24 protein-coding genes are annotated in these 25,872 nt (G+C 50.3%); 3 read left to right on the forward strand and 21 right to left on the reverse strand.

Going from position 1 to position 25,872, the window contains the following annotated elements:
- Window positions 1-385 precede the first annotated feature (385 nt).
- The 10 genes from hslO to pth form a co-directional block, all read right to left on the reverse strand.
- On the reverse strand, window positions 386-1,285 hold the full coding sequence (gene hslO / locus Q0E49_RS02455; RefSeq protein WP_295746336.1) for an Hsp33 family molecular chaperone HslO: 900 nt from the start codon (window positions 1,283-1,285) through the stop codon (window positions 386-388).
- 57 nt (window positions 1,286-1,342) lie between these two features.
- Complete coding sequence (gene ftsH / locus Q0E49_RS02460; RefSeq protein WP_295746338.1) at window positions 1,343-3,415, reverse strand: ATP-dependent zinc metalloprotease FtsH; 2,073 nt, start codon at window positions 3,413-3,415, stop codon at window positions 1,343-1,345.
- Between the two features lie 94 nt (window positions 3,416-3,509).
- Window positions 3,510-4,049, reverse strand: coding sequence for a hypoxanthine phosphoribosyltransferase (hpt, locus tag Q0E49_RS02465; RefSeq protein ID WP_295746410.1), 540 nt, complete (start codon window positions 4,047-4,049; stop codon window positions 3,510-3,512).
- Between the two features lie 2 nt (window positions 4,050-4,051).
- Window positions 4,052-5,434, reverse strand: a complete 1,383-nt coding sequence (tilS, locus tag Q0E49_RS02470; protein ID WP_295746340.1) for a tRNA lysidine(34) synthetase TilS — start codon at window positions 5,432-5,434, stop codon at window positions 4,052-4,054.
- Window positions 5,434-5,955 carry a S1 domain-containing RNA-binding protein gene (locus tag Q0E49_RS02475; RefSeq protein ID WP_295746342.1) on the reverse strand — a complete coding sequence of 174 codons (522 nt, stop codon included), beginning with the start codon at window positions 5,953-5,955 and terminating at the stop codon, window positions 5,434-5,436. The genes tilS and Q0E49_RS02475 overlap by 1 nt, the downstream gene beginning before the upstream one ends.
- 137 nt (window positions 5,956-6,092) lie before the next feature.
- Window positions 6,093-6,461, reverse strand: a complete 369-nt coding sequence (locus Q0E49_RS02480) for a septum formation initiator family protein (protein ID WP_295746344.1) — start codon at window positions 6,459-6,461, stop codon at window positions 6,093-6,095.
- A 144-nt stretch (window positions 6,462-6,605) separates the two neighbouring features.
- Window positions 6,606-6,881, reverse strand: coding sequence for an RNA-binding S4 domain-containing protein (locus tag Q0E49_RS02485; RefSeq protein ID WP_295746346.1), 276 nt, complete (start codon window positions 6,879-6,881; stop codon window positions 6,606-6,608).
- Window positions 6,868-8,472 carry a polysaccharide biosynthesis protein gene (locus tag Q0E49_RS02490; RefSeq protein WP_295746348.1) on the reverse strand — a complete coding sequence of 535 codons (1,605 nt, stop codon included), beginning with the start codon at window positions 8,470-8,472 and terminating at the stop codon, window positions 6,868-6,870. Before Q0E49_RS02490 ends, Q0E49_RS02485 begins: the two co-directional genes overlap by 14 nt.
- A complete protein-coding gene (mfd, locus tag Q0E49_RS02495; RefSeq protein WP_295746350.1) occupies window positions 8,438-11,998 on the reverse strand; it encodes a transcription-repair coupling factor in 3,561 nt (1,186 codons plus the stop codon). Before mfd ends, Q0E49_RS02490 begins: the two co-directional genes overlap by 35 nt.
- Window positions 11,999-12,022: 24 nt before the next feature.
- Window positions 12,023-12,583 carry an aminoacyl-tRNA hydrolase gene (gene pth / locus Q0E49_RS02500; RefSeq protein ID WP_295746352.1) on the reverse strand — a complete coding sequence of 187 codons (561 nt, stop codon included), beginning with the start codon at window positions 12,581-12,583 and terminating at the stop codon, window positions 12,023-12,025.
- 231 nt (window positions 12,584-12,814) lie between these two features.
- Here pth and cbpA point away from each other — a divergent pair, with 231 nt between their 5' ends.
- Window positions 12,815-13,468, forward strand: coding sequence for a cyclic di-AMP binding protein CbpA (gene cbpA, locus Q0E49_RS02505; RefSeq protein ID WP_295746354.1), 654 nt, complete (start codon window positions 12,815-12,817; stop codon window positions 13,466-13,468).
- On the opposite strand, the gene Q0E49_RS02510 is transcribed toward cbpA, so the two are convergent.
- The 3 genes from Q0E49_RS02510 to acpS all read right to left on the reverse strand — a co-directional run bounded on the left by Q0E49_RS02510 (window position 13,461) and on the right by acpS (window position 15,727).
- Window positions 13,461-14,120 (reverse strand): uracil-DNA glycosylase, encoded by a 660-nt coding sequence (locus tag Q0E49_RS02510; protein WP_295746356.1) that lies wholly within the window; start codon window positions 14,118-14,120, stop codon window positions 13,461-13,463. The genes cbpA and Q0E49_RS02510 overlap by 8 nt on opposite strands.
- 123 nt (window positions 14,121-14,243) lie before the next feature.
- On the reverse strand, window positions 14,244-15,365 hold the full coding sequence (gene alr, locus Q0E49_RS02515) for an alanine racemase (protein WP_295746358.1): 1,122 nt from the start codon (window positions 15,363-15,365) through the stop codon (window positions 14,244-14,246).
- Window positions 15,362-15,727 (reverse strand): holo-ACP synthase, encoded by a 366-nt coding sequence (acpS, locus tag Q0E49_RS02520; RefSeq protein ID WP_295746360.1) that lies wholly within the window; start codon window positions 15,725-15,727, stop codon window positions 15,362-15,364. Before acpS ends, alr begins: the two co-directional genes overlap by 4 nt.
- A gap of 168 nt (window positions 15,728-15,895) precedes the next feature.
- On the opposite strand from acpS, the gene Q0E49_RS02525 reads away from it, so the two are divergent.
- On the forward strand, window positions 15,896-16,435 hold the full coding sequence (locus Q0E49_RS02525; RefSeq protein WP_295746362.1) for an NAD(P)H-dependent oxidoreductase: 540 nt from the start codon (window positions 15,896-15,898) through the stop codon (window positions 16,433-16,435).
- Window positions 16,436-16,499: 64 nt separating this feature from the next.
- Here Q0E49_RS02525 and Q0E49_RS02530 read toward each other — a convergent pair whose 3' ends face one another.
- Genes Q0E49_RS02530 through Q0E49_RS02545 form a run of 4 tightly spaced genes read right to left on the reverse strand, consistent with a single transcriptional unit; the run spans window position 16,500 to window position 20,924 of the window.
- Entirely contained in the window at window positions 16,500-17,975 is a 1,476-nt protein-coding gene (locus Q0E49_RS02530) for a DEAD/DEAH box helicase (protein WP_295746364.1), read from the reverse strand.
- Window positions 17,976-18,014: 39 nt separating this feature from the next.
- Window positions 18,015-19,415 carry a UDP-N-acetylmuramoyl-tripeptide--D-alanyl-D-alanine ligase gene (murF, locus tag Q0E49_RS02535; protein ID WP_295746365.1) on the reverse strand — a complete coding sequence of 467 codons (1,401 nt, stop codon included), beginning with the start codon at window positions 19,413-19,415 and terminating at the stop codon, window positions 18,015-18,017.
- A gap of 24 nt (window positions 19,416-19,439) precedes the next feature.
- Complete coding sequence (htpX, locus tag Q0E49_RS02540) at window positions 19,440-20,333, reverse strand: zinc metalloprotease HtpX (protein ID WP_295746367.1); 894 nt, start codon at window positions 20,331-20,333, stop codon at window positions 19,440-19,442.
- Window positions 20,334-20,357: 24 nt separating this feature from the next.
- Window positions 20,358-20,924 carry a LemA family protein gene (locus Q0E49_RS02545; protein ID WP_295746369.1) on the reverse strand — a complete coding sequence of 189 codons (567 nt, stop codon included), beginning with the start codon at window positions 20,922-20,924 and terminating at the stop codon, window positions 20,358-20,360.
- Window positions 20,925-21,080: 156 nt separating this feature from the next.
- On the opposite strand from Q0E49_RS02545, the gene Q0E49_RS02550 reads away from it, so the two are divergent.
- Window positions 21,081-21,548 (forward strand): low molecular weight protein-tyrosine-phosphatase, encoded by a 468-nt coding sequence (locus Q0E49_RS02550; RefSeq protein WP_295746371.1) that lies wholly within the window; start codon window positions 21,081-21,083, stop codon window positions 21,546-21,548.
- 61 nt (window positions 21,549-21,609) lie between these two features.
- Here Q0E49_RS02550 and Q0E49_RS02555 read toward each other — a convergent pair whose 3' ends face one another.
- The 4 genes from Q0E49_RS02555 to Q0E49_RS02570 all read right to left on the reverse strand — a co-directional run bounded on the left by Q0E49_RS02555 (window position 21,610) and on the right by Q0E49_RS02570 (window position 25,783).
- Entirely contained in the window at window positions 21,610-22,302 is a 693-nt protein-coding gene (locus Q0E49_RS02555) for a class A sortase (RefSeq protein ID WP_295746373.1), read from the reverse strand.
- A 105-nt stretch (window positions 22,303-22,407) separates the two neighbouring features.
- Complete coding sequence (locus tag Q0E49_RS02560; RefSeq protein WP_102279513.1) at window positions 22,408-22,659, reverse strand: type B 50S ribosomal protein L31; 252 nt, start codon at window positions 22,657-22,659, stop codon at window positions 22,408-22,410.
- A gap of 121 nt (window positions 22,660-22,780) precedes the next feature.
- Window positions 22,781-24,043, reverse strand: a complete 1,263-nt coding sequence (locus Q0E49_RS02565; protein ID WP_295746374.1) for a UDP-N-acetylglucosamine 1-carboxyvinyltransferase — start codon at window positions 24,041-24,043, stop codon at window positions 22,781-22,783.
- 135 nt (window positions 24,044-24,178) lie between these two features.
- Window positions 24,179-25,783 carry a CTP synthase gene (locus Q0E49_RS02570; RefSeq protein WP_295746375.1) on the reverse strand — a complete coding sequence of 535 codons (1,605 nt, stop codon included), beginning with the start codon at window positions 25,781-25,783 and terminating at the stop codon, window positions 24,179-24,181.
- Between the last annotated feature and the right edge of the window lie 89 nt (window positions 25,784-25,872).

The raw sequence follows: 25,872 nt of genomic DNA on the forward strand, positions 1-25,872 counted from the left end.
TTTGCCTCGATCCGAAGATCAAGGACCCTGCACATTTGTGTTCGTCGAAACTTTGTTCAGTTTTCAAAGGTCTACCTCGCTATCACTTATCGTGACAACAATTAAGAATTTTACCAGCTCAATCATCTAAAGTCAACAACTTTTTTAAATTGTTTCGATGAGCTGAGTTGTTTTAGCTAACTGCCTCAACAACGGTATTTAATATACAGACAAACTAGCCAGAAGTCAACAAGCAAATAGGCGCTATTTAATAGCTAATGTTCGTTAAATGCCAGCAATTTAAGTTCCTGCAATATAGTCGTTCGGCTTTAAACCGCAACTAGCAATTAAAAAGACCCGCCAAAGAACAATTTGACGGGTCTTTACGAATAAAATCTTTTTCGATTTATTTATTCAACTTTTTCTGTTCAAGCAACTTCTTCAATTCTTCCTCACTAAACTCATACTTTTTCTTGCAAAAACGGCAAACAGCTTCAGCATGATGGTCCTCATTGATCAGTGTCTTTAACTGGCTTGTCGGCAAGCCTTCAATGGCCCTGGCAAACCGTTTCTTACTACAGTCACAACGGTAAGATACCGGCATCGTTTCCAAAAACTTCAGTTGGCCTTCACCAAAGATCTTCGTCAGCAGCTCTTCCGGCGTACTCCCTTCACGTAAAAGTTGCGATACCAGGGGAAGCTTCTTCAAGGATGATTCAACTCGCGCAATGTTATCATCACTTGCTCCAGGTAGGACCTGAATCAGAAAGCCACCCGCCGCTGTAACGTCATCGTGTTCATTAACAAAAACAGACAGTCCAACCGCTGACGGAATTTGTTCCGACTGTGCCAGGTAGTAAGTGAAATCGTCACCCAGTTCGCCTGACACGAGTTTGACTTCCCCAGAATATGGTTCTTTATCATCCGGACTCATCTTCGTCACCGTTAGCGTTCCCTGCTCACCAACTGCCCCACTGACGTCCAGCTTTCCCTGCGCATTTTCTGGTAAGCTCACGTGTGGATTTTGCAGGTAGCCTTTTACAACACCGTCCGCGGTCCCATCACACACGATCGCACCGACAGGCCCGTCACCCTGGATCTTGACCGTCATTGCCTGTGTTTTATCCAGACCGGAAGTTGCCAACAACAAGGTGCCAATTAACGACCGGCCAAATGCAGCTGATGCCGTATTCCAGGTGTCATGAACTTTGTGAGCATGCTGAACTAACTGGGTGGCGTTGACCGCATAAGCGCGGAATTGGCCATCCTTACTCATTGCTTTCACTAAATAATCTGTTGATCTCATCGTTTCCTCCTAAGAAAAGAAGCAGTTGGTCCGAACACCAACTGCTTCCACTTTATTTTACAACTTATTTGAGTCGTCGTGATCATCAGTAGCCTGTTGGTCCTCCGACCGCTGGTCAGCTGCCTCATCATGACGCTCATTTTCGCGACGTTCCAATTCACGCTTGGATTCTTCAAAGGTTGCAGCACGTTGTTCATCAGACTCTTGAGCGGCGTCCTTGGCCGGCATCTTCCCCGTCTTGTACAACGAAAGAATCTGCTTTTCATCTAACGTTTCGTACTTCAACAACGCCTCGGCAATCAGCTTGTGCTGTTCACGGTGTTCCTCAATAATCTTGTGAGCAGTTGCGTGTCCTTCATTAAGCAAGCGTTTGACTTCTTCATCGACAATGGCCTGCGTATGTTCAGAGTATGGTTGTTGCCCATAGGACTGTCCAGGTGTCATTCCACCACTAGTAACCAGTTCGACTGGCCCAATCTTATCGCTCATCCCGTACTGGGTAACCATTGCCCGGGCAATCTGCGTTGCCTGTTCAAAGTCATTTGAAGCACCCGATGACTGTGAGTTAAAGATAATCTCTTCAGCAGCACGACCACCCATTAAACCGGCAATCTGTTCCTTGGCGTTCTTCTTGCTCATCAGCATCTGGTCTTCCCGTGGCAGCATAATAGCGTAACCACCGGCACGACCACGGGGGACAATCGTCACTTTGTGAACAACCCGGGCGTCATTCAATACCAAACCGACAATGGTGTGCCCAGCTTCGTGGAAGGCCACCGTCTTCCGTTCTTGTGGGCTAACTACTTTATCATGTTTGGCAGGACCGGCGATCACCCGGTCTTCGGCTTCATCCAAGTCAGCAGCGTCAATCTGGTCCTTATTACGACGAGCAGCCAATAAGGCGGCCTCGTTTAACAGGTTTTCAAGGTCGGCACCAACAAAACCTGGTGTTTGCTTGGCAATTTCCTTCAAATCCACGTCAGCTGCCAATGGCTTGTTCTTAGCGTGGACACGCAGGATGGCCTCACGACCCTTGACGTCAGGACGGCCAACCAAAATCTTCCGGTCAAACCGGCCTGGACGCAACAGTGCCGGGTCAAGAACGTCCGAACGGTTCGTTGCGGCCATTACAATGACCCCTTCATCACCCTGGAAACCGTCCATTTCAACCAGCAGCTGGTTCAGCGTCTGTTCACGTTCATCGTGACCGCCGCCGACGCCGGACCCCCGGCGCCGACCAACGGCATCGATTTCGTCGATAAAGATGATCGCTGGTGCAGACTTCTTCGCTTGTTCAAACAAGTCACGTACCCGGCTGGCACCAACCCCGACGAACATTTCAACGAAGTCAGACCCGGAAATGGAGAAGAATGGCACCCCAGCTTCACCGGCGACCGCCTTGGCTAGCAAGGTCTTACCGGTACCCGGAGGCCCCTCCAGCAAAACACCAGATGGAATCCGTGCACCTAACCGGGAGAATTTCTGGGGGTTCTTCAGGAACTCAACAACTTCGACCAGTTCCTGCTTTTCTTCCTCTTCCCCGGCAACATCAGAGAAACGCACTTTGTTTTTCTTGCTGTTAGAAGGCTTGATGTGGGTCTTACCGAAGTTCATCACTCCGCCACGACCGCCACCTTGCCCGGCCTGCCCCATCATCATGTAGAAGAAGAAAATCATGATGACTAGCGGCAGGACCGTCAACAGCAGGTTCATCCAAAAGCTATTAGACTCCTCTGCGTGTGTCGTGATTTTGACGTTTTCCCGGTCAGCATACTTTTGTAGTTGGCTTACCGTGACGTCGCTTTGCAAGACAGAGCTCTGGAAGTTGTTAGCTTTTCCCGACTGAGATCCCAGAATGCTCAAACCATTGTTAGAACTACTATCCGTCTTTTGCGGATGGCGGTAAGCCCCAGTGATCTTGTAAACACCACCATTGGGCTGAACCTGGAAATTTTTGATTTTATTACTCTTTAACTCCGAAATAAACTCGGTTTGGGAAACGGTCTTCGTTTGGCCGCCATTACCGTTATTTCCTCCGAAGAAGAAGTAGGCAATCCCCATTAGGCACAAGAAGATGACGGAGTAAAAGAGTATGTTATGACCAAAACCATTATTTCGGCGATTGTTCATACATAACTCCTATCCGACGGCAACACCGTCTGATTACTACTAACGTTGGTCATAATATCATACCTGACTATCTTTGACCAATATTTTATCTACACTAGTTTTCGTAAACGCTGGGCTTTAAAACTCCGACGTAAGGAAGGTTCCGGTAAAAGCCCTGGTAGTCTAAACCGTAGCCCACTAAAAACTCATTGGGAACATTGAAGCCGACGTAGTCAGCATGGATATCTACCAGCCGCCCTTCCGGTTTATCCAGCAAAGAACAAACCTTGATGCTCTTTGCACCACGATCAGCTAAGAGTTCCATCAAGAACTTCAATGTCCGACCACTATCAACGATATCTTCCATTATCAGAACGTTGCGTCCCTTAATGTCGTTCTTCAAATCATGAATTAGCTTAATCTTGCCCGTGGATTTGACCCCACCTTGAAAACTTGACACATCAACGAAGTCCATTTGAGCGTAAATATCCATCCGCTCCAACATATCAATGGAAAATAAGATTGCGCCGGTTAACACCGATACAATGATCGGTTTCTTATCACGGTAATCTTCGCAGATTTGCTTTGCCAGCTCCGTTTCGCGCTGGGCAATGTCTTCTTGGCTATAGATAACCCGCTCGATATCGTTGTTCATTGTCAATGTGATCCCTCCGTCTTTTGTCTTTGTTCAACCAATCGAACTGCCTGCCAGCTAGCCGGTAACCCGTGCGGGCGTTCGCGCCAGGTGGTCTTATAGCCGACCACCCACAGGACCTGGTCATCGGCATCGACAAGGACCAGTTGGCGGCGACGCTGTGCTTGCGGAACTTTATTATTAATCATCACCCGCTCAACGCTTTGGTGACCACCACCCTTTAACCGCAGTTGGTCACCACTACGCCAAGTCCGCCACATTAGCGGCATTTTCTGTGACGGCAGCCATATCTCAGCAACATTCTGTACCTTGTCATCGACGGCCGCTGCTGGCAGCACTGCCACCTGGTAATGGTCGTTGACTGTTAACCAGTGGCCTAATTTTACCACAGCCCGCCATGCTTGCGGACGCTGATTTGACCTGGCCATCACCACGTGGGCATACCGGTATGATTTTTTTAGCAAGAGCCCGTTCGCCAAGGCCAGCTCTCCCTGCGGTCGTTGCCGGTTCAGCAATAACTGGTCCAATTGACGCAGTTGTTCACGGTTAAAGTCAACCAAGCCCCGCCGAGTTAGCCACCTGATGAGGACTTGGTGACGTGCTGGCGGTGTTAACTGCTGAAAATCAGCTACCCGGAGGGTCTCACCATTGCTAATCTGTTTTAAAATTGCGTCTGCCTGTTGGTCACGAAATGCTAAGAGGTCTGCTAAATCATGGTGGTATTCGTAGAGGTGGCGTTTAACGGCAGGATTTTCTTTGACCAAGGAAGGAAGTACCTGGTGACGGAACCGGTTGCGCTCAATCCCGAGGTCGCGGTTAGTAACATCTTCATACCACTTCACGTGGTGCTCTTGCGCATAGTGATAAAGCTGGGACTTAACAAACGGCAGTAACGGGCGAATAAGGGTCGCACCATAGAAAGGCCGGTCGGCAGCAATCCCCACTAGCTGACTCAACTGACCACCACGGACTAGCTTCATCAACATTGTTTCCGCTAAGTCGTCCCCATGGTGGGCGGTCATCACCACCGTGGCGCCGACTTCATCTTTGAGCTGCCGGAAGAAGTGGTAGCGGACCTGGCGGCCAGCCGCTTCGATCCCGCTAGTTGGGTGGTCTGCCTTTCGCCAGTGAATGACGTGCAACTCCAGAGCTCGTTGCTGACAATAACCCCGAAGGTAGTCTTCTTCCTCCCAGCTTTGCTGACGTAGTTCATGGTTAACGTGGGCAACAACAATCCGTGGGTGGTGCGGCAACCGCTGCAGCAGTTCTAACAACACCATCGAGTCAACTCCCGTCGAAACAGCGACCACCACCGTTTTAGCGGTATTAAAAAAGCGGTCCTCCTGGAGGTGCCGCTTAAATTGTTCATATAGTGAGCTGCTCATTACCGACGCCGCCCGCCACGGCCACCGCGCTTACCATCAGTTTGTCGCTTCAGCGTGGAAAGACGTGACTCGCTTTCTTTCATATAATCGGCCAGCATGTCATTGAAGTCTTCATTCTGGCGGTGAGAATGGTGGTTATTAAAGCCACCGTGACCCCCACCATTTGGTCGACCATGAAAACCACCACCATGGCCTTCGTGATTGTGGTGGAAGTTATTATCGTGGTGGTCGCGCCGGAAGTGGCGGTGCCCACCGTGACCATGGTCTTCATGGTGACGTTCTGCTTCCGGAAGTGCCGCCTTCATGGACAAGGCAATCTTCCCATCATCGCCAATCTTCATCACTTTCACTGTTACCGAGTCACCAACTGACAGCACATCATGAATATCCTTCACAAAACTGTCAGAAATCTGGCTAATGTGTACCAGCCCGGTTTGGTTGTCATCTAAATCAACAAATGCACCAAAATTCGTAATTCCAGAAACTTTACCGACGACCTTGTCGCCAACTTCAATTGCCATGAACCTAATGGCCCTCCTAATTTACTTATCTTAATAACATTGAGTATAACATATGACATCATTGCTTTGCCGCCCTTAATTAAGAAAAAAGTTGTGGTTAGGACCTAAGCTAACCACAACTATTGGTTCATTAATTATTAGTTGGCAAAGTTATAAATTGTTTCGCCACTCTTGGAGTAATTGTACTTTTGCCGAAGGACTTGCTGGATGTAAGCCGGGTCATGCAGCGATTTAACCTCAGCTTTCAGCTGACGATTGGTTTTCTTTTTGGCAGCCAATTCTGTCTTCGTCCCCGCAATCTGCAAATTAACTGTTGACAAGGTGTGGTGATTAACCAAAATTTGAATGCCAAATAGCAAGGTCAAACAGCCAGTTACCAACAAGATAACCCGCCGTCGTTTCGCATGAACTTTCTTGATATAGTGCTGATTGGCCTGCATCTGAGCATTCTGTTGCCGTGAATATGGCGTATTGATCGCGGTAACCCGGTCATGCGAAAAAGACATTACAACCCCTCCATAAATATAACTAAAATTAATTATAACAAGCTCACATGATCTTTGTCTAGTGATAAGGAAGAAAAAGACCATGTTTACGGGAAAGGACGCGCTTTCACTTTTTTACCGCTACCAGCTTCTCGGCAGTCACCATTAAAACGGGTTGGAAAAGTCTTCCTTAAAACTTTCGTCAACAATAGTGTACATCTTTTCGGCTTCTGCCTTTTTCGTCGTTTCGACAATTTGGTTGATCTTCACTTTTTCGGTTTTGTTACCAAACTTAATGGTTAAAACATCCCCGGCCTTGACCGAACTGGATGATTTCGCCTGCTTATCGTTAATCAGGATTCGTCCCTGGTCGGCAATGGACTTGGCAACTGTCCGTCGCTTAATAATCCGCGAAACTTTTAAGAATTTATCGAGTCTCATTACTATCGTTCTCCTTATTTTCTTTATTAATCATTGCTGCCAGGCGCTCGCCACCCGGTAACGCAGTTAATTCTTCCTCAGTCAGCAGGCGCCAGTGAAGCACTAGCCAGCCGGCGCTGACCATCCCCACGCTGATGGCAACCAGTAAAACGAGGGCCGCATGAAGGCGGCCAGCGCCAAGCCACCAGCTCATCAACGATGCACTACCACCAGCCAGCACCGCCATAATGGCTGTAATTGTTAGTAATTTACTAACGAATCTGCCGTCATGGTCTCCCTGGTGCAGCACTGGTGGCAAGGCCCGCCAAACGATCATCACGGTCACTAGCAGGCTAATCACCGTTCCCCAGGCGGCGCCATCAATCCCCCAGTTCCTGGTCAGCGGGTAGTTAAGGCTACACTTTACTACTAAGCCGGCAACCAACCCACCCGTCATGGCCTTCAGACTATGAATGCTCTGAAGAACCGCGCAGAAGGCAGACACTAACGCTGCCAGCGGAATTGCCAGCATTAACACCGTGAGCGCCCCACTCCCCCTGCTGTTTTTGAACAAAAAGGTATTAATGAACGGCATCAAGATCATCATCCCAAAGGCGGCCATGGTGGCCAGCATTATACAGACATGGAAGAGGACGCGGTAGGTATGGGCAAAGGTCTGACGGTCACCTTCGTGCCACTTTTCTGCAAGGGATGGCAATAAAGCGGCTGACAAAGAAGTAGCGATCACCAACCCCAATTGGAGGAGGGGCTGACCCCGATCAAAGACACCCTTGCTGGCGTGGGCGGCGATTTCACTCAACCCGCCGGCTACCAATGCCCGCTTAACAGTAAACGAGTCCACTAACTGCAAGATCACCGTAACTGACGCTAGCCAACATAATAAAACGCCTTCTGTCAGCAGCCGTTTAGTCAGTTGCGTCCCTGTTAACGGTGCAGGGTGACGTTGCTGGTTTTTCCACAGCAAACGGTTGGTCACGAGTAAAATCAGCAACGCCACTATCCCGGCCACCAGTGCACTGACCATCGCCCAGCTGGCCATCCGGTAGCTGTTCCAGTGATGGGTAGTTGCAAGCATCGCTACGCCAATAATCCAGGTCACCCGAACTACTTGTTCCCCCACCTGGGAAATCGCCGTCGGGTACATGTTCAACATTCCCTGCTGAACACCGCGTCCCACCGCCAGCCAGGGCATTAACAAGAAGATGGGGGCCAGGCCGATGATCACCGACTTCAAGTGGGTGTCACCCATGACTCTCGCCAAAAAATGACTGCCAACTGTTAAGACAGCAAAGATCACGAGCCCCGCTACCCCGAGCAGTCGCCGGCACAAGCGTGCCACCGCCAATTGTTCCTGGCGATCGTCTTGTTCAGCCACCAGCCGCGAGATAAACACCGGCAAGCCGGTAAGCGCTAACGTTACTTCAATTCCATAAAAAGGATAAATCTGCTGGTAAGCGTAATAACCAGTATCACCGACCAGGTTTTGAAACGGCACGCGATAAACTGCACCGAGGATCTTGGCTAGTAACCCGGCAACAGACAGGACCAGCGTCCCATTAATGATCTGGTGCAGGTGTTGGTTTGTTTTCATTACCTTCTCCTTGCATGAGCGTTGCTAAACCGCTAACTAACAGTTGGAGCTGGTCTAGCCAATCGGCTTCCTTCATCCATGGTTGGATAACCAGCCGCAAACTCAAGCGGCCGTCGTCATCCTGGTCAAGGGTGGCCTTGAACTTAGTCTTTGCTAACTGTGACAAGACTTGCTTACCGGTTAAGGTGCGACTAGCTTCTTGCGAGAACCGCAACGTTAGCTGGTCGCGGCGACGCGTAATCTTATCTAACATCGCTAAGTCGGCGTGCATCTTCAGCTTACCAATCTTCAACAAGTTGTCTACCGCTGGTCCATAATCGCCAAAGCGGTCGATCAAATCACCCTGCAAATTAAGCAGGTCCTCGTCGCTATGGGCCTTACGAATATCTTTATACAGCTCAATCTTTTGCCGCTGGTCACTAACGTAATCGTCTGGCAGGTATGCTTCAACGCCCAGCTCGACTTCAGTATTCGTCTTTTCTGCGCGTTTTTCACCCCGCTTTTTGGCAACAGCATCAGCCAACATTTCGGAGTAAAGGTCGTAACCGACAGAATCGATGAAGCCGTGTTGTTGCTTTCCCAGCAAGTTACCAGCGCCACGGATTGAGAGGTCACGCATCGCAATCTTAAAGCCACTGCCTAACTCGGTAAAATCACGGATGGCCGCCAACCGCTTCTCGCCTTGTTCCGTCAGCACCTTATTGGGCTGGTACATAAAGTAGGCATAGGCGACCCGGTTGCTCCGGCCGATTCGTCCCCGAATCTGGTAGAGTTGGGACAACCCGAGCCGGTCGGCATTCTCCACGAAGAGCGTATTGACGTTGGGAATATCGACCCCGGTTTCGATGATTGACGTTGTCACCAGGACATCTGATTCACCACGGACAAAGTCATAAAGTACACTTTCCAGCTGGTTTTCTGTCATTTGGCCGTGAATATAGGCAATCCGGGCTTCGGGAACCAGCTGTTGCAAGTTGGCCACCACCTTTTCGATGTCGCTCACCCGGTTATGCAGGTAATAAACCTGCCCCCCACGCTGGATTTCCCGTATGATCCCGTCACGAATAGCGCCCGCATTTTGTTCCATGACGTAAGTTTGAATCGGGTAGCGACCAGCTGGCGGTGTCTCCAAAACAGAGAGGTCCCGAACACCTAGTAATGACATATGGAGAGTCCGCGGAATTGGCGTTGCGGTTAGCGTCAGGACATCCACGTTGGCCTTGAGCTGCTTGAGCCGTTCCTTATGCTTAACGCCGAAACGTTGTTCTTCGTCAACGATCAACAAGCCCAGGTCGTGAAAATTAATATCCTTGCTAAGCAAACGATGCGTCCCGATCACGATATCAATCTTCCCGTCAGCAATATCGCGCTCGATCATCTTGGTCTCCTGCCGGGTCTTAAAACGCGATAACATTTCAATTTTGACCGGGAAACCGGCAAACCGTGCCGAAAACGTGTCATAGTGTTGCTGAGCGAGGACTGTCGTCGGCACCAGCATGGCCACTTGTTTGCCACCAGTAACCGCCTTAAAAGCCGCCCGCATCGCTACTTCGGTTTTCCCGTAACCAACATCGCCGACCAGTAGCCTGTCCATCGGCTTAGTTGTTTCCATGTCTTCTTTGATTTCCTTAATACTGCGGTTTTGGTCGGGCGTCTCAGTGTAAGGAAAGTCCTGGTCAAACCGTTCTTGAAGGTAATCATCCTTGGGAAAGGCATACCCCTTCTCCAGCCGGCGTTTCGCGTATAAGTCCACTAATTCATCAGCGATGTTTTCAATCTTGGCCGCCACGCGCCGCTTTGTCTTGGCCCATTCACTGCCACCCAGTTTGTTAAGCCGGGGATGACGGTCTTCACTGCCGCCAACGTACTTTTGGACCAGGTGCAACTGAGTCACCGGAACAAAGACCTGGTCGTGGTTGCGGTAGTCAATCACAATGTAGTCCTGGTGAACCCCATCCACTTCCAGGGTCTTAATCCCCGCAAAGAGGCCAATTCCGTGATTAACATGAACAACGTAGTCGCCCGGCTTGAGGTCAGTGTAAGACTTAATCCGTTCAGCATTAGCGAGCTGCTGGCGCCGGGGGTGGCGTTTCTTAACCTGCTTGAACATTTCCCCTTCAGTGATGACCACCAGGTTAGCGGCTGGCATTTCAAAGCCGTTAGCCATGCTGGCGTCGACTAATTGGGTGTGGTGTTCTTGCAGCTGGTCTTGCGCCGCTTCGACAATCGGAATATGGAAATCATCCAGGGTGCGGGCAACTTGCTTGCGTCGCTCAGGACTGTTGGCCATCAAGACGACCGTCTGGCCCTGCTCATGCCACCGGTTCAGTTCGGCCTTTAATAGTGGCATTTGACCCAAAAACCGCTGCATCGTCCGGGAAGTCAGTTCAGTGAGCTGGTCGAGCCTGGCACCACCCATCCCCTTCTTTAAAAGGGCCAAAAAGACTAGTGACTGGGTTGGCTGCTTAATCAGTGCCGCCACGTCATTACCCAGAGGTTCCTTATCAACCCGCTGGTGGGCCTTGACCTGGCTATTGAGCCACCGTTCTTCACTCTCCGCCAACCGCTTAAGCCTTTCCTTGATCCGGTCCCAGTCGGCAACGTAAATAATGCCCTGCTTGTCCAGGTAGTCAACCAGACTGTGGTGCTCTTGGTAGACCAGGTTGGTGTAAGCGAGCAGTTCCGTCGGTACCTGCTGTTTTTTCAGTTCACTTAACAACTGGTTATACTTCCCGGCAATGGCGTCGCGCTGCTGGTCATTCTTGGTATCAATGGCCGCTAGTAACTGGTCACGGTCCACTCCCAGCTGTTTGATGATTGCTGGCAAGCGGTCGGGCAAAACCAGAAAGTCAGTAGCTGGCAGGATGGTAATCTCTTCCAGGTTACTGATACTGCGTTGCGAGCTGGCATCAAAATACCGCAGTGAATCCACCTCGGTGTCGAAGAGGTCAATTCTGACTGGGTTGTCGGTGTTCAGCGCGTAAATATCAATAATTGAACCACGAATGGCAAAGTCCCCAGGCCGCAACACCATCTTTTGCCGGGTGTAACCCATTGCTAAGAGCTGGGCGCTGATTTTTTGTGGGTCCACTTCACCGCCTGCTTTGATGGTGAGAGTTCCCTGACTAAAAGCGGCCGGGTCCACCAGGTTCCGCCGCATCCCGGCGGCAGTCGTAATGACGATTGCGTGTTCATCATAAAGGAGGGCGTTCAGTGCCAGCACCCGCTGAGCCCGGTAGTTCGGCGAACTGGTGGCGATTTCCGTGGGCAGGTCTTCTTCCACTGGAAACTGGTAAACCCGTTCTTCAGGCAACAAGTTGGTAAGGTCCACCGCCAAGTCTTCCATATGAAACAGACTGTCAACGACCACTAACTGGCAGTGCCGGTGGCGGCCAAACAACGCTGCTAACAGTAAGGTCATCCCAGACCCGGCCACCCCTGTCACTAACTGCCGCTTTCCCGGCTTAATGGCTGCATCAATTTGCTGAAACTCACTGCTCTTGCCTAATAATTCCGTGAGATCCATGACGCCCTCCTTTCACTGCTACGCTTAATTAAAGTTATTCATCAACTCGGCAAAATCATCCCCGCGAATCCAGTCCAATAAAGCATGCTCGGCACGGGCAATGGTCATCGCCATCTTTGCTTGTTCTTCCTTGCTAAAACGGCCGAGAACGTGAGAAACAACCGTCCCGTGTTGCGGATGGTCAATTCCCAACTTAATCCGGTTAAAGTTCTTGGTTCCAAGCGCACTAATAATGCTCTTCAAACCGTTGTGACCACCAGAAGCACCATGCGTCTTGAGTCGCAACTTGCCCACTGGCATATCGAGGTCATCGTTAACAATCACCAGGTCCTTCAGGTCTAAGTTGAAATAGTCCACCAGCGGTTTCACCGCCCGGCCCGAATCGTTCATATAGGTCGTGGGCTTCACCAGCATCACTTTTTCACCATCAATGAAGCTGGTCACTGACACCGACTCAGTTTTATCGTGGGTAAAGGCTCCCATGTGGTAGTCACGAGCTAGTTGTTCAACCACCATAAAGCCCGTGTTATGACGGGTACCGTCATAACGACTGCCAATATTACCCAGTCCAACAATCATTTTCATCTTACTTACTCTCCTTTATCAGTAAACGCAAAAAGGCCGCACGGGGCACGACCCCCGTCCAGCTAGTCAGACTCATTATACCTTAACGTTAACAAAAACCAAAGATATTGCCACCGAAAAGGCTTTCGCACTTTTTCTCATCTAATTCTCACAAACTTATTAAAATATGATATGATGGAGTGGCAAAAAATGATGTTAAACCTGCGCAATCTCTTATACGGGGCGAAATAAATGATTTTTGATTCACTCATTAAGCCAAAAGAAGAACTCACAACTTTGCCAGAAACGGCAACAATTAACGACGCTCTCCAGATCCTGGAAGAAACAGGCTACCGTTGTGTACCAATCCTCGACCCTAGTGGGACCATCTTCCGTGGCAACATTTATAAACTTCACATTTACCGCCACAAGTCACGGCACGGCAACATGAATCTCCCGGTAACGGTACTACTCAAGAACGCTACCAAGTTCATCTCCATCAACGACGCCTTTTTTAAGGTCTTTTTCACCCTCAAAGACTTGCCGTACATCGCCGTCCTGGACGGTAATAACCACTTTTATGGAATTCTTACCCACACCCGCTTATTGCGGATGCTCGCGAAGGGGTGGAACGTCAAAACAGGTTCCTACGTCCTGACCGTGACCAGCGAACGTGACGAACGTGGTAACCTAGTCGAGGCGGCCAAGGAAATCAGTCATTTCTGTTCCATTAGCAACGTCATCTCGCTAGATATCCCCTCACCAGACCGGTCACCGAAAGTCATCTTGTTTACCCTGGAAGCTGGTGTCACCGCTAAAACGGTGGAACGAATTAAAAAACGGCTCCACCGTCATGGCTTCACCGTTGCTAAAGTGGAGGACCTGCACCCGACGAACTTTAATTAGTCCCCGCCAGTTGCTGTAACCACTGACCAAATCGTTGCCAATCGCTTCGGACAACCGGCTCTAACCGGCGCGCATACAGGTAGGCAGCAGGATGATACATCGGAAGCACCCAGTATTGCTGGGTGCTTTTTTGGTACCCTTGCTGATCCGCGGTCGTTTCCAGAATCGCGCTGCGCAGGATTTGCCCGTGGAACTGACCAACCGTGTAATGCGAACCCAACAACCGCTGGAGACTAGTATTGCCAAGGGCAACAATCACCCGCGGTGCAACGTGCTGAATTTCCCAGTCAAAGAGCGGGGCGTAAGCTAAGACCTCTTTCTTGGTCGGGGTCCGGTTAGGGTGCTTCATGATGAGTTGACCAGTCCGCTTCTCCTGCACTTCTCGGCTGGCAAAGGGCCGACTGCGAACAACACTCGTAATATAGACCTCATCCCGGCTGAGTCCCGCTAACTTCATCATTTTCGTTAGTTCCTGGCCCGAACTACCGACAAACGGCCGGCCGTCTTTGACCTCCTGTCGTCCCGGCGCTTCCCCCACGAGGGCGATTAGCGGTCGCTGGGGACCGCTGCCGGGGACAAAACCTTCCAACTGGCGTCCAGCTACCCGTTGCTTGACTTGCGCCACAAGTGTGGGTGGGTACTTAATCAACATTTGATCCCCTCCTGACAAAGAATCATAACTTGATTGTGACACACCAGCAAGAAGAAACCAACGATTCAGCTTCCTAAAAACTCCCCACGTTGGCAAATAACGCCACCGTGAGGAGCTTGTTAATTAATGATGATAGACTCGCTTCAGTCGTTCGCCCATCATTGTCATAATTTCGTAGTTAATCGTTCCGGCATAATCTGCGATGTCGTTAAGTGTGATCCGCTGATTGCCCGAATGCCCGATAAAAATCGCCCTGGTGCCAACAGGGACCTTCTTTGGCAACCGCACCATCAACTGGTCCATGCAGACGCGGCCAACAATCTCACACTCCTGACCAGCAATGAGCACGTGAAAGCCCTGCATTCGTCGGGGATAACCATCCGCATAACCGACTGGCAAGGTACCAATCCATTCATTTTGCTGGGCAGTATAAGTCTTGCCATACCCAACGGAATCGCCAGCTTGCAGGAGCTTGACATAGGTGAGGTTGGCAGACATCTCCATCACCGGTTTTAGTTGAATTGTTGGTGCAATTGCCCGTCCCGCCGGGCTTTCACCATACATGCTAATGCCCATCCGCACGGTGTTGCCAATAATAACATCGTGGTGCCACAGGCCGACGGACGAATTAGCCACGTGGCAGTAGCGTGGCCGGTGCTTAACGACCGTCATGAACTGTTGCCAGCGCCGAAACTGACGGCGGAAATACTTTTCATCGCTGCCATCGGCAGTGGCAAAGTGGGTGAAAATTCCTTCAAAGTCAAACTCCGGTCCCTGGACCATGGCAAGTGCCTGACGAAACTCTTCACGAGTGGTAAAACCGATCCGCCCCATCCCAGTGTCCAACGCCAGGTGGACTTTCAGAGGTTTAGCAATGTGCTGCTGACGCGCCATCCGCCGGTATGCGTCCAGCCATTCGACCGACCCCACCGCCAAGGAGATTCCCTGGTTGGCAGCCAGCGCTGCATATTTGACCGGGGTAATTCCTAACACCAGGGTAGTCTGGTTAATCCCCGCTTCGCGAAGCGCTAACCCCTCATCTAAAATTGCCACACAAAAACCATCCACGCCGGCCTGGACCGCTGCTTGAGCAACAGGAATTAATCCACAGCCGTACGCGTTTGCCTTAACAACCGCGAATACGTGACTCCCCGCAGCAAGGGCTGCCTTTTGTGAAGCGATGTTGTCCTGAATTGCCGCCAAGTTGATTGTCAACTGCGCATCACGCATTCTGCCAACCGTCATTTGCCATTCTCCTCCTCTAAAATCACTGCCGTCATTACAAAGCCCGCCGTATGGCTGACCGATACCTTAATGTGACCATTAAATGGCGACTTAGTAACGACCGGTGCTCCCTTGTTGTTGTCTAAAATCTCCACATCATGAAAGCCCAATGACGCCCCAATGCCGGTTTGTAACGCCTTAGCAAATGATTCTTTGAGTGACCACCGGCCGCCAAGATATTCAATTGCTCGTTGACCGTGAAATAACTCGTACTGCTTTTGTTCGCCGGCTGTTAAAACGCGGTCAACAAACTTACTTTGCCGTTCAGCTACCTGTCGAATCCGGTCCAACTCGGTCAGGTCAATCCCAAAACCTAGAATCATCTTTTCACTCCCTACCCTTTTTTCTGCAAACTTCAGTATAGTCAATCGCCTCGCCAATGACAACTGTTGGTGCGGTAACTTAACCCTTGACGAACATTTCCGTTTAACTTATTATTAGTAAGTAGAAAGGCAAGGGTCCTTGCCCCGCCAACAAAGGAGTGACTAACAATGAAAAACGTTGCAATTATTATCGGGTCAACCCGTCCTGGACGACGTAGCCCAGAGGTCGCCCACTGGCTTCATTCACAGCTTGCAACCAGCAAAGGTGTTCAGTTTACCACCATGGACTTACGAGAGGTAAACCTCCCATTCTTGGATGAACAAAAAATGCCCGCCATGGGCCAGTATGAGCAAGCACATACGAAAAAATGGCAGCAGTTAATTAACCATTACGACGGCATCATCCTCCTCTTCCCGCAATACAATTGGGGATACCCGGCCGTGCTAAAAAATGCTATTGACTACCTATCTGCTGAGTGGGCAGATAAGCCAGTCGCGATGGTCACTTTTGGCGGTCACGGTGGTCCTCAGGCCCAAGCGGCCATGAAACTGGTTCTCACTGGTCTCCACGCCCAGCAGCTTGCCACAAACCCACAGCTGTCACTCAACCCGACTGCGTCACCAGCAGATTACCAGCAACAACTGCATCACTACGACTTTGAAGCAGCACTGCTCAAACAAGAGTTTGAACACCTCTTAGCTGATTAAAGTAAACCATAATAAAATCCGCTAGCGATCTCTGGTCGTTAGCGGATTTATTTATCTTAACACCTTATTTTTCTTTACGCCGCATGTTAAAACGGTGTTTCTTGTGGTGGCCGCCATCCCGGCGGTGATCATTCCGGTGATAACCATGCCGCGAGTGGCCACGGTACTTACCACGATGGTTATTGCGATGACGGTAGTTATTGTGTCCCCGGTGCCGACGCGGTAAAGGCTTTTCCGGTGTAATCTTCACTGGCACCTGGCTAGCATCATCCTTGGTGATGGTGTTCAGCAGTGCCGCCACCAAGTCGACCGCATCATGTGTCTCCAGCAGTTTGTGCGCTGCCTCCTCATAACGCTCATTAGTTGGCTTAGCGATCAGTTCATCAATGTCGTTAAACGCCGAGGCAACCTGACCCCGAAAGGCTTCTTCTGCCGTTGGCGGCTTCAATGGGAGCATCCGGACCTTCGTTAGCTTCTCAATTTCGTGAAGGTAGTTCATCTCGTTTGGGGTGACAAACGTCAGCGAGACACCGTGGTGCCCGGCACGGCCAGTCCGGCCAATCCGGTGAACGTAACTGTCCGGATCTGACGGAATATCGTAATTGTAAACGTGGGTAACACCAGAAATGTCCAGTCCCCGCGCAGCAACATCCGTCGCTACTAAAATATCAATCTTGCCGGCCTTAAAGCGACGCATAATCTTCGTCCGCCGCTCCTGCGTCAGGTCTCCGTGGATTCCCGCCGCATTGTAGCCGCGCATAATCAAACCACGTGACAATTCATCAACTCGTCGCTTGGTCCGACCGAAAACGATCGTCAGGTCCGGATCCTGGACATCGATTAAGCGAGTCATAATATCGAACTTTTCGTGTTCGCGCGCCCGCACATAGTACTGGTCAACCAGGTCCGTAGTCAGTTCCTTGGCCTTAATCTTAACCATCTGCGGGTCCTTCATAAACTGCACGCCGATCTTCTTGATCGAATCTGGCATCGTTGCAGAAAAGAGCAGTGTCTGCCGGTCAGATGGTGTTTCATCAATAATCGCCTTGATGTCTTCCAAAAAGCCCATGTCGAGCATGTCATCGGCTTCGTCCAGGACCAGTGTCTTAATTGTCCCTAACTTTAAAGTGTGCCGCCGCAGGTGGTCACGAATCCGTCCGGGAGTCCCCACCACAATCTGTGGATGACTCTTGAGGCTCCGAATTTGCCGGCGAATATCTGCCCCGCCGTAAACGACTTGCACCTTGACGTGGCTGTCACGTCCTAAGCGGAACAATTCTTCTTGCGTCTGAATTGCCAGTTCCCGAGTTGGCGAGATAATTAAGGCCTGTAAGTGGGGATCCTTCGTGTCAACGTGTTCAATAATAGGTAGGCCGAATGCGGCAGTCTTCCCCGTCCCCGTTTGGGCCTGGCCAATAACGTCATCACCGGCCAGCACCATCGGAATCGTTTGTTCCTGGATCGGCGTCGCTTCTTCATAACCGCTGCGTTTAACAGCCTTCAATAGGCTCTTTGACAGGCCTAGTTCACTAAATTTCAAAAAATTCCTCCTTGTAAAAGGCGGCCATTGCCGCTTCCCTTACTGTTCTTCCGTGGTTGCCGGCATAATCTTTGCCAGAACCTTTTCCAGGTGAATCCCGTGACTCCCCTTTAATAAGATGACGTCATCCTCATGCAAATCGTGATTCAGGTCGGTCACCAGGGGTGATAGTTGGTCAGCCCCATAATAATGAATTGCGCTGACCGGGTAGCCGTCTTCAGCCAACTGGTCACGGAGGGCGGCCATTTCAGGGCCCACTAAGTAGACCTCTTGGAGCGTGGCCGGGTTAATCACCTCAGCTAAGCTAGCGTGCAACTTAGCAGATGCTTTTCCCAGCTCCAGCATGTCCCCCAGAACGGCAATCCGCCGGCCACCGTCACTGACTGGGACCTGCTGTAGTGTTTCCAGCACATCACGGGCTGCCGTCGGGTTAGAGTTGTAAACATCAGATAGCACTTTTTCGCCAGCCGCTCCCGTCAGCCATTCTGCCCGGTTGGCGGTCAGGTTTGGGTGCGCCAGTCCCTTTTTCATGTTAGCCGGGCGAATGTGCAACCGCTTAGCAACGGCGAGCGCTGCCAGGGCGTTGGCAACATTGTATTCACCGGTCAACTGAACAGTGAATTCGTCGTCTGGCCAGGCATTAGTAGTGAACGTCAACTGGTTTGTGCCAACCGTAACCGCCGTGGCGTAAAGGTCGTTCCCCAATTCACGGCCAAAGGTGTAAGTCCCTTGCTTAAGTTCCTTTGTCCGTTCCCGCAGCAATGGCTCATCACCGTTATAAATCAACACGCCATCTTCCTTGAGGCCGTGAGTGATTTCCATTTTGGCATCAGCAATCCGGTCACGGGTCCCGAAAAATTCAATATGGGCTTCCCCGATCATCGTAATGACGGCGACATCAGGGTTGGCCAGCTTGCTCAACTGGTCCAGTTGCTGGAACCGGTCCATCCCCATTTCAACCACGACCACTTCGGTATTGGCATTCATGTTCAGCAACGTTACTGGGACACCAATTTCATTATTGAAGTTAGCGTGAGTCTTAATAACGTTGTACTGGGTGGCCAGAATCGAGGCAGTTAAGTCTTTCGTCGTCGTCTTACCGTTACTCCCGGTAACTGCCACCACGACCGGGTTAATCTTGTGAACATAATACTTACTCAGCTTTTGCAGCGCCGCCAATGGGTCGTCGACGACCAGCACCGGATGATCATCCGGAACTGGTTGGTGATCAGCAGCCCACAGAGTAGCCACGGCACCATGTTCAAAGGCACTGCCAACGAAACGGTGACCGTCATTGTTTCCCTTTAAGGGGACAAACAAGGCGCCAGGCGTCATCTGTCGACTATCGAATGAGACGCTGCTAACGGTAATATCTTCCCACTGGGAAACGTCGTTTTGCACTTGGAGTGCCTTGGCAATTTCCCGAATCTTCATCTTCATCGTTAAATCCTCTTTCAAACAATCTTACATTTTCTTCAGACGAGCAATTCGCGCATCTAGCGGCGGGTGAGTGTCAAAGAGCGCACTCAAACCACGTCCGTGGACGGCGTTCAGGTGTGGCGAACTGATGTAAAGTGATGCGCACTCGGCACTACTTTGCTTCATCGGTTGCGCCTCTTTTAACTTGGTCAAGGCGGCGATTAGCCCCTGCGGGTTACGAGTCAATTCCACAGAGCCAGCATCGGCCAAGTATTCCCGGTTACGGGATAATGCTAACTGGACGAGGGTGGCCGCCAGTGGTGCAAGGACAATCAATAAAATAGCCCCTACAGCAACAAAGATGCCGCCACCATCATCGTCGCTATCACGACTGCCACCAAACCACCACGCATGGCTGGCAAAGTTAGCCAGAAAGGTGATCGCGCCAGCAAGCGCCATCGCAACCGTTTGCAGGCGAATATCATAATTTCTGACGTGACTCATTTCGTGACCCATGACGCCTTCTAATTCCTCACGGTTCATTTGGGATAAAAGTCCCGTTGTTGCCGCCACGGCAGCATGTTGAGGGTCGCTCCCGGTGGCAAAGGCATTGGGACTGGGGTCATCAATAATAAACACCCGCGGCATGGGAACGTTAGCAGCCAGCGCCATGTCTTCAACCACGTGGTAGAATTCTGGTGCTTGGCTTGCGTCGTGAAGCTCCTGCGCGTTGTTCATCCGCATCACCATGTCAGCGGACTGTCCACCCACTACTGATAAGTAGATGAGTGCTAAAATGGCCGCAACAATCACTCCGCCGACTGCCGTACGGGCGAAGACATAACCAATTGCCGCGCCAACGAGTGCTAAAAGCAAAAAGAAAACGGCAACCACAAGTACCGTTTTACGTTTGTTTCTGGCAATTTGCTGATACAGCATGAAGCCACATTCTCCTTTGTTTTGTTAGTCGTCAAATGAAACCTTCGGCACTTCTTGAGCCTTTTCTGGTGCCTTGAGGTAATCAATTGCGGTAAAGTGCCCCAGTGAAGCGACAATCTTTGACGGGAACTGCTGAATTTTCGCGTTGAGGGCCGCCGCCGTACTGTTGTATAACTGACGAGAGTAAGCGATCTTATTTTCAGTGTTAGTCAGCTCTTCCATCAGCTTGGTATACTCGGCGCTCGCCTTCAGATCCGGGTAGTTTTCCGCTACGGCCACCAACGAATGCAAAGCACCAGTCAACTGGTTGGCGACGGTCATCTTTTCCTGGTGGTTTTCTTCGGGAACACCGGCTAATTCAGAGCGCAGCTTGGTAATCTTGTCAAAGACACCTTGTTCATACTTAGAGTAACCCTTCACCGTTGCTAATAGGTTGGGGATGAGGTCGTTTCGCCGGGTTAACTGAACATCAATCTGGCTCCATGATTCCTGGACATGGGTGCGCATTGCCACTAAACCGTTATAAGTCATCACGTACCAAACAACGATCACGGCAATGACGATGATTGCAATAATCCATCCTGTACTCATTTTGGTCTTTCCTCCTCACAATCACATATCATTCGTCTCATTATGACATTTTACCAGGTTTGCCAGTGAAACACACGATTTCTCGCCGATTAATGTGCCATGACGCTAGATCGTGTACAATAAGGTTAATATGTGCGGAAAGGGAAGTGTCAATTCATGAAAATCTTATTTGTCTGCCTGGGCAACATTTGTCGTTCGGCGATGGCAGAGGCCATGTTTCGTCAGATGGTTGCTGACGCCGGACTTAGTGACCAAATTCAAGTTGACTCAGCGGGAACCAGTAATGAAGAAGAGGGGAATGGTCCCCACCCCGGTGCCCGGCGCTGTCTAGCCAACCACCACATTAGTGCTGACGGACTAATTTCCCGGCCGCTAAACCAGGATGATTACTTTTCTGCCAACTATATTGTCGGGATGGACGAGATGAACATGGAAGATATCTATTCCCGGGCGCCACAGGAACACCACGCTCAGTTGTGTGGTATCTTCGACCTCGTGCCAGAGCGAAAAGGTGAATCAATTCCCGATCCCTGGTACACCCACCGTTTTGAAGATACGTACAACAGTCTTGCCGTCGCTTTGCCAACCTGGTTAGCGAAGCTGAAAAGAGAAGTCAATCGTTAAAATAAAAATGTGGTCCGCCACTTCGCATAACGCGAGTGGCCGGGCCACATTTACTTTCCCGCTATTGACCATTGGTGTATTTTTCACTCAGCGATTTTTGAACACTCCGTGGTGCCTGCTTAAACTTCTCCGACTTAACAAAACTTCCCCGGATGAGCAAGCGGTTAGCCCCCGTTGCATCACAGGTAACCATCGTAATAATTTTTTGAGGCGTATTATCAACGACCTGAACGTCGGTCGCGGGAATAAACTTCCGCTCATAAATCTTGTATTCATAAACCCTGTCAAGGTCCGTCAGGTACACCTTTTGGCCGACCTTCGCATGGTAATAAAGTGGTGAAAAGAGAATCTTGCTACCATTAGCCATATTGTGACCCGCCAGTGCGTAGTTTCCTTCACCCATCTTCATATCTGGCCGCATCGTCCCAGCCGCTAGCGCCAGGGTCGTATTATCGACCCCCTTGGCAATCGGGACCGACATCTTGATGGCCGGAACGGCAACTACCCCAATAATGTTGACTTTCTGCTTGCTAGCGCGAGCTTGAGCAGCTGACTGCAAGTTCAGGTCCTTGACGTTGCTAAAGTTGTAGGAAGCTTTTTTCTGGCTATTTTTCTTAATCGTCGCTGACGTTAGCTGCGGCCGGTAAGACCCGACAAGGTAATATTTAATTTGCTGGTTGAAAATTAAAACCAGACTGACCAGCAAAAGAAGCACGGCGGCGGTCCAGCGTAACCAACCCTTTTTCTTCTTCATTTCTCCACCTCATTAACAGAAAACGTCCGTCGGTGAACCAACGGACGTTTTCTCTTTTTAACGGAACAGTTAACAGCAACCGCCGCCGATATCCCGAAATTGTCTTTAGTTGTTCTTCAGACCGTACTTCTTGTTGAAACGTTCAACAGCACCGTCGGCCTTGTTAAACTTCTGCTTACCAGTGTAGAACGGGTGAGAATCTGAAGAAACTTCAACCCGGATCAGTGGGTATTCGTTACCGTCTTCCCACTTAACCGTTTCGCTTGAAGTAGCGGTTGAGCCGGACAAGAACTTGTAGCCCGTTGATGAGTCTTCAAAAACTACCATGTGGTAATCTGGATGAATTCCTTTTTTCATAATGTATTTCTCCTTTGCCATGAATCATTTTGAAACATAGTTTGTCGTTAGTCAACTTTTGTAGAATATCATAGTTTGACCAATGTTGCAACCACCAGGGTTAATTTTCACCCTCAGCGAATTAGTCGTCGTCAACAATCGTGACGTCGGCGTTCAGCCGGTTGAGCTTCCAGACAATCCGGTCGTAACCACGCAGGATGTTACCAGCACCATGGATAACTGTTGTCCCCTTGGCCATTAAACCGGCAATGGTCAAAGCAGCCCCTGCCCTGATTTCACCGGCCTGTACTTCTGCACCATGAAGATTGTCGGTGTGTTCAACCGTAATCAGCCCGTCCTGGTTGCGGATGTTCATCCCCATCTTCTGCAGCTGTGGGATGTGTCCAACCCGTTCCGGATAAATCGTATCTTCAATTGTGCTCTTGCCACTCGCCAACGACATCAACGGGCTAAGGGGCTGTTGAAGGTCGGTGGCAAATCCTGGATAGGGCATCGTTTTGACGTGGACCCCATGCAAATTCTCCGTCCGCGGGACGTAAATCTTATCGATGTCAATCTGCAAGTCAACACCCATTTCAATCATCTTGCTGGTAAATGATTCCAGGTGCTCCGGAATAACGTTATTGAGCATCACCCCGTCGCCCATCGCGGCTGCCAGCGAGAGGTAAGTGCCCGTCTCAATCCGGTCAGCAATCACCGTGTGGGTGTTCATTGATTGGAGGGTTCCGACCCCGTGAATGCGGATTTCATCGGTCCCCGCACCGCGGATTTGCGCCCCCATATTATTCAAGAAGGTGGTGAGGTCAACGATTTCTGGTTCGCGGGCGGCATTTTCAATTACCGTTGTCCCCTCAGCGCGTACAGCTGCCAGAATGGCGTTGATCGTTGCCCCAACTGAAACCACGTCGAGGAAAATCCGGTTACCATGCAGACCGTCATGGGCATCCAGGTGGACCGTCCCGTGGTCTTCGTCAACCGTTGCCCCCAGGGCACGAAACGCCTTCAAGTGCTGGTCGATCGGCCGTGGACCAATGTCATCACCGCCGGGGAAGGTTAAGGTCGCCCGGTGGAAACGGCCCAGCAGGGCGCCCATGAAGTAGTAAGAAGCCCGTAACGACTTAATGGCCTTGCTCGGTAATTCTGCCTCAACAATTTGTGTTGGGTCAATATCCAACACCCCGTGAGAAAATGATGACGTCACGTTCATTGATTGCAGAATGATCATCAGGTTATGAACGTCTGAAATATCCGGGACGGTATCGAAACGCACTGGCGTGTCGGCTAAAATAGCAGCGGGAATGAGTGCAACGGTGCTATTCTTTGCCCCACCGATTGTCACTTCACCCGACAGGCGGTTTCCTCCCTTAATGATCATCTTTTTCATTACTGATATCCTCGTTTCACTTTTAGTAAATCATTTTAACGCTTATTTAGACTGGAAAAACAGTCAGTAAATATCATAAGAAAAAAACACCGCAATTACAACCAATTCTGGTAATCAATCGTAAAAATTAGAAAACTATTTACCTTCTGCTGCCGCCTTCACGAAAGCCTTGAACAATCCTTCCGGACGGTTCGGCCGTGACAAGAATTCAGGATGGTATTGCGCAGCCACGAAGAACTTCTTTTCTGGCAGTTCAACTACTTCAACGAGGTTCCGGTCCGGGTTAATCCCGGAAATTACCAGTCCGTGATCTTCCATTTCCTGGCGGAACTTGTTATTGAATTCGTAACGGTGACGGTGGCGTTCGTTAATCATTGATTGATTGTCGTAGGCTGCCGCCGCAACTGTTCCCGGTACTAGCTTGCACGGGTAAGCACCCAACCGTTGGGTCCCACCCATGTCTTCAACATCTTCCTGGTCAGACATCAGGTCGATAATGTTGTGCTTGGTGTTCGGGTTAAATTCGGTCGAATTAGCATCTTGGTAGCCAAGAACATCCCGGGCAAATTCGATGCAGGCCGTCTGCATTCCCAGGCAGATTCCCAGAAATGGAACATTATTTTCGCGAGCGTACTTGATGGCAGTAATCATTCCCTCAACCCCGCGGGACCCAAAGCCGCCGGGTACCAAAATTCCGTCATAAGTGCCCAGTTTATCGGCCACGTTGTCCTCGTTAATCGTCTCGGAATTAAAGTGGTCAATCTTGACCTTGGCATCCACCGGGTAGCCGGCATGGCGCAATGCTTCGTTGACTGAAATGTAAGCATCCTGCAGGTTGGTGTACTTACCAACCATTGCAATCTTGACCGTCTTATTGAGGTCGTGTTCAATGTGGTGCACCATTTCCGTCCAGGAACGCATATCAGCTTCCGGAGCATCAATGTTGAAGTGGTCGCACACCAGCTGGTCGAAGCCCTGCTTTTGCAGGTTCAGCGGAATTTCGTAAAGGGTGTTGACGTCTAAGGACTCAATCACGGCCTTTGGGTCAACATCACAGAAGAGCGCGATCTTCTTCCGCATAGCGTCAGTAATTGGTTTTTCCGTCCGCACAACCAAAATATTTGGCTGGATTCCCAGACCGCGCAATTCACGAACTGAGTGCTGGGTTGGCTTGGTCTTCATTTCACCAGCGGCCCGCAGGTATGGTACCAGGGTGGCATGGATGTAGAGGACGTTGTCCGCGCCCGCTTCCTTCTTCATTTGGCGGATCGCTTCCATAAACGGTTGTGATTCAATATCACCAACCGTCCCCCCGATTTCAGTAATGACCACTTCGGCATCAGTACTCTCGCCAGCCCGCATGATCTTGTCCTTAATGGCGTTGGTAATGTGTGGGATCACCTGAACAGTGTGGCCCAGGTAGTCACCACGCCGCTCCTTTTTCAGTACTTCCGAGTAAATCTTCCCGGTCGTGACGTTTGAATACTTGTTTAAATCGTTGTCGATAAACCGTTCATAATGGCCAAGGTCCAGGTCAGTTTCTGTCCCATCGTTAGTAACAAAAACTTCCCCGTGCTGGTAAGGACTCATGGTTCCCGGGTCAACGTTAATGTAAGGGTCAAACTTCTGAATAGCTACCTTCAGCCCCCGGTTCTTCAGCAGTCGGCCAAGGGACGCAGCAACAATTCCCTTGCCCAGTGACGAAACAACACCGCCAGTAACAAAAATATACTTGGTCATCTTGAATCTCCTTTTCTCATTTGCACGCTGCCAACAACGAAAAAGCTCCCCATTTCTAATGAAACAGGGAGCTTTTATGACGAGATTTA

It is taken from the genome of uncultured Limosilactobacillus sp. (genome assembly GCF_934202235.1).
Classification (GTDB): domain Bacteria; phylum Bacillota; class Bacilli; order Lactobacillales; family Lactobacillaceae; genus Limosilactobacillus.

Coding starts and splice junctions, on each gene's coding strand:
- hslO (WP_295746336.1), bottom strand. CDS start 1,285: ATGAGATCAACAGATTATTTAGTGAAAGCAATGAGTAAGGATGGCCAA.
- ftsH (WP_295746338.1), bottom strand. CDS start 3,415: ATGAACAATCGCCGAAATAATGGTTTTGGTCATAACATACTCTTTTAC.
- hpt (WP_295746410.1), bottom strand. CDS start 4,049: ATGAACAACGATATCGAGCGGGTTATCTATAGCCAAGAAGACATTGCC.
- tilS (WP_295746340.1), bottom strand. CDS start 5,434: ATGAGCAGCTCACTATATGAACAATTTAAGCGGCACCTCCAGGAGGAC.
- Q0E49_RS02475 (WP_295746342.1), bottom strand. CDS start 5,955: ATGGCAATTGAAGTTGGCGACAAGGTCGTCGGTAAAGTTTCTGGAATT.
- Q0E49_RS02480 (WP_295746344.1), bottom strand. CDS start 6,461: ATGTCTTTTTCGCATGACCGGGTTACCGCGATCAATACGCCATATTCA.
- Q0E49_RS02485 (WP_295746346.1), bottom strand. CDS start 6,881: ATGAGACTCGATAAATTCTTAAAAGTTTCGCGGATTATTAAGCGACGG.
- Q0E49_RS02490 (WP_295746348.1), bottom strand. CDS start 8,472: ATGAAAACAAACCAACACCTGCACCAGATCATTAATGGGACGCTGGTC.
- mfd (WP_295746350.1), bottom strand. CDS start 11,998: ATGGATCTCACGGAATTATTAGGCAAGAGCAGTGAGTTTCAGCAAATT.
- pth (WP_295746352.1), bottom strand. CDS start 12,583: ATGAAAATGATTGTTGGACTGGGTAATATTGGCAGTCGTTATGACGGT.
- cbpA (WP_295746354.1), top strand. CDS start 12,815: ATGATTTTTGATTCACTCATTAAGCCAAAAGAAGAACTCACAACTTTG.
- Q0E49_RS02510 (WP_295746356.1), bottom strand. CDS start 14,120: ATGTTGATTAAGTACCCACCCACACTTGTGGCGCAAGTCAAGCAACGG.
- alr (WP_295746358.1), bottom strand. CDS start 15,365: ATGACGGTTGGCAGAATGCGTGATGCGCAGTTGACAATCAACTTGGCG.
- acpS (WP_295746360.1), bottom strand. CDS start 15,727: ATGATTCTAGGTTTTGGGATTGACCTGACCGAGTTGGACCGGATTCGA.
- Q0E49_RS02525 (WP_295746362.1), top strand. CDS start 15,896: ATGAAAAACGTTGCAATTATTATCGGGTCAACCCGTCCTGGACGACGT.
- murF (WP_295746365.1), bottom strand. CDS start 19,415: ATGAAGATGAAGATTCGGGAAATTGCCAAGGCACTCCAAGTGCAAAAC.
- htpX (WP_295746367.1), bottom strand. CDS start 20,333: ATGCTGTATCAGCAAATTGCCAGAAACAAACGTAAAACGGTACTTGTG.
- Q0E49_RS02545 (WP_295746369.1), bottom strand. CDS start 20,924: ATGAGTACAGGATGGATTATTGCAATCATCGTCATTGCCGTGATCGTT.
- Q0E49_RS02550 (WP_295746371.1), top strand. CDS start 21,081: ATGAAAATCTTATTTGTCTGCCTGGGCAACATTTGTCGTTCGGCGATG.
- Q0E49_RS02555 (WP_295746373.1), bottom strand. CDS start 22,302: ATGAAGAAGAAAAAGGGTTGGTTACGCTGGACCGCCGCCGTGCTTCTT.
- Q0E49_RS02560 (WP_102279513.1), bottom strand. CDS start 22,659: ATGAAAAAAGGAATTCATCCAGATTACCACATGGTAGTTTTTGAAGAC.
- Q0E49_RS02565 (WP_295746374.1), bottom strand. CDS start 24,043: ATGAAAAAGATGATCATTAAGGGAGGAAACCGCCTGTCGGGTGAAGTG.
- Q0E49_RS02570 (WP_295746375.1), bottom strand. CDS start 25,783: ATGACCAAGTATATTTTTGTTACTGGCGGTGTTGTTTCGTCACTGGGC.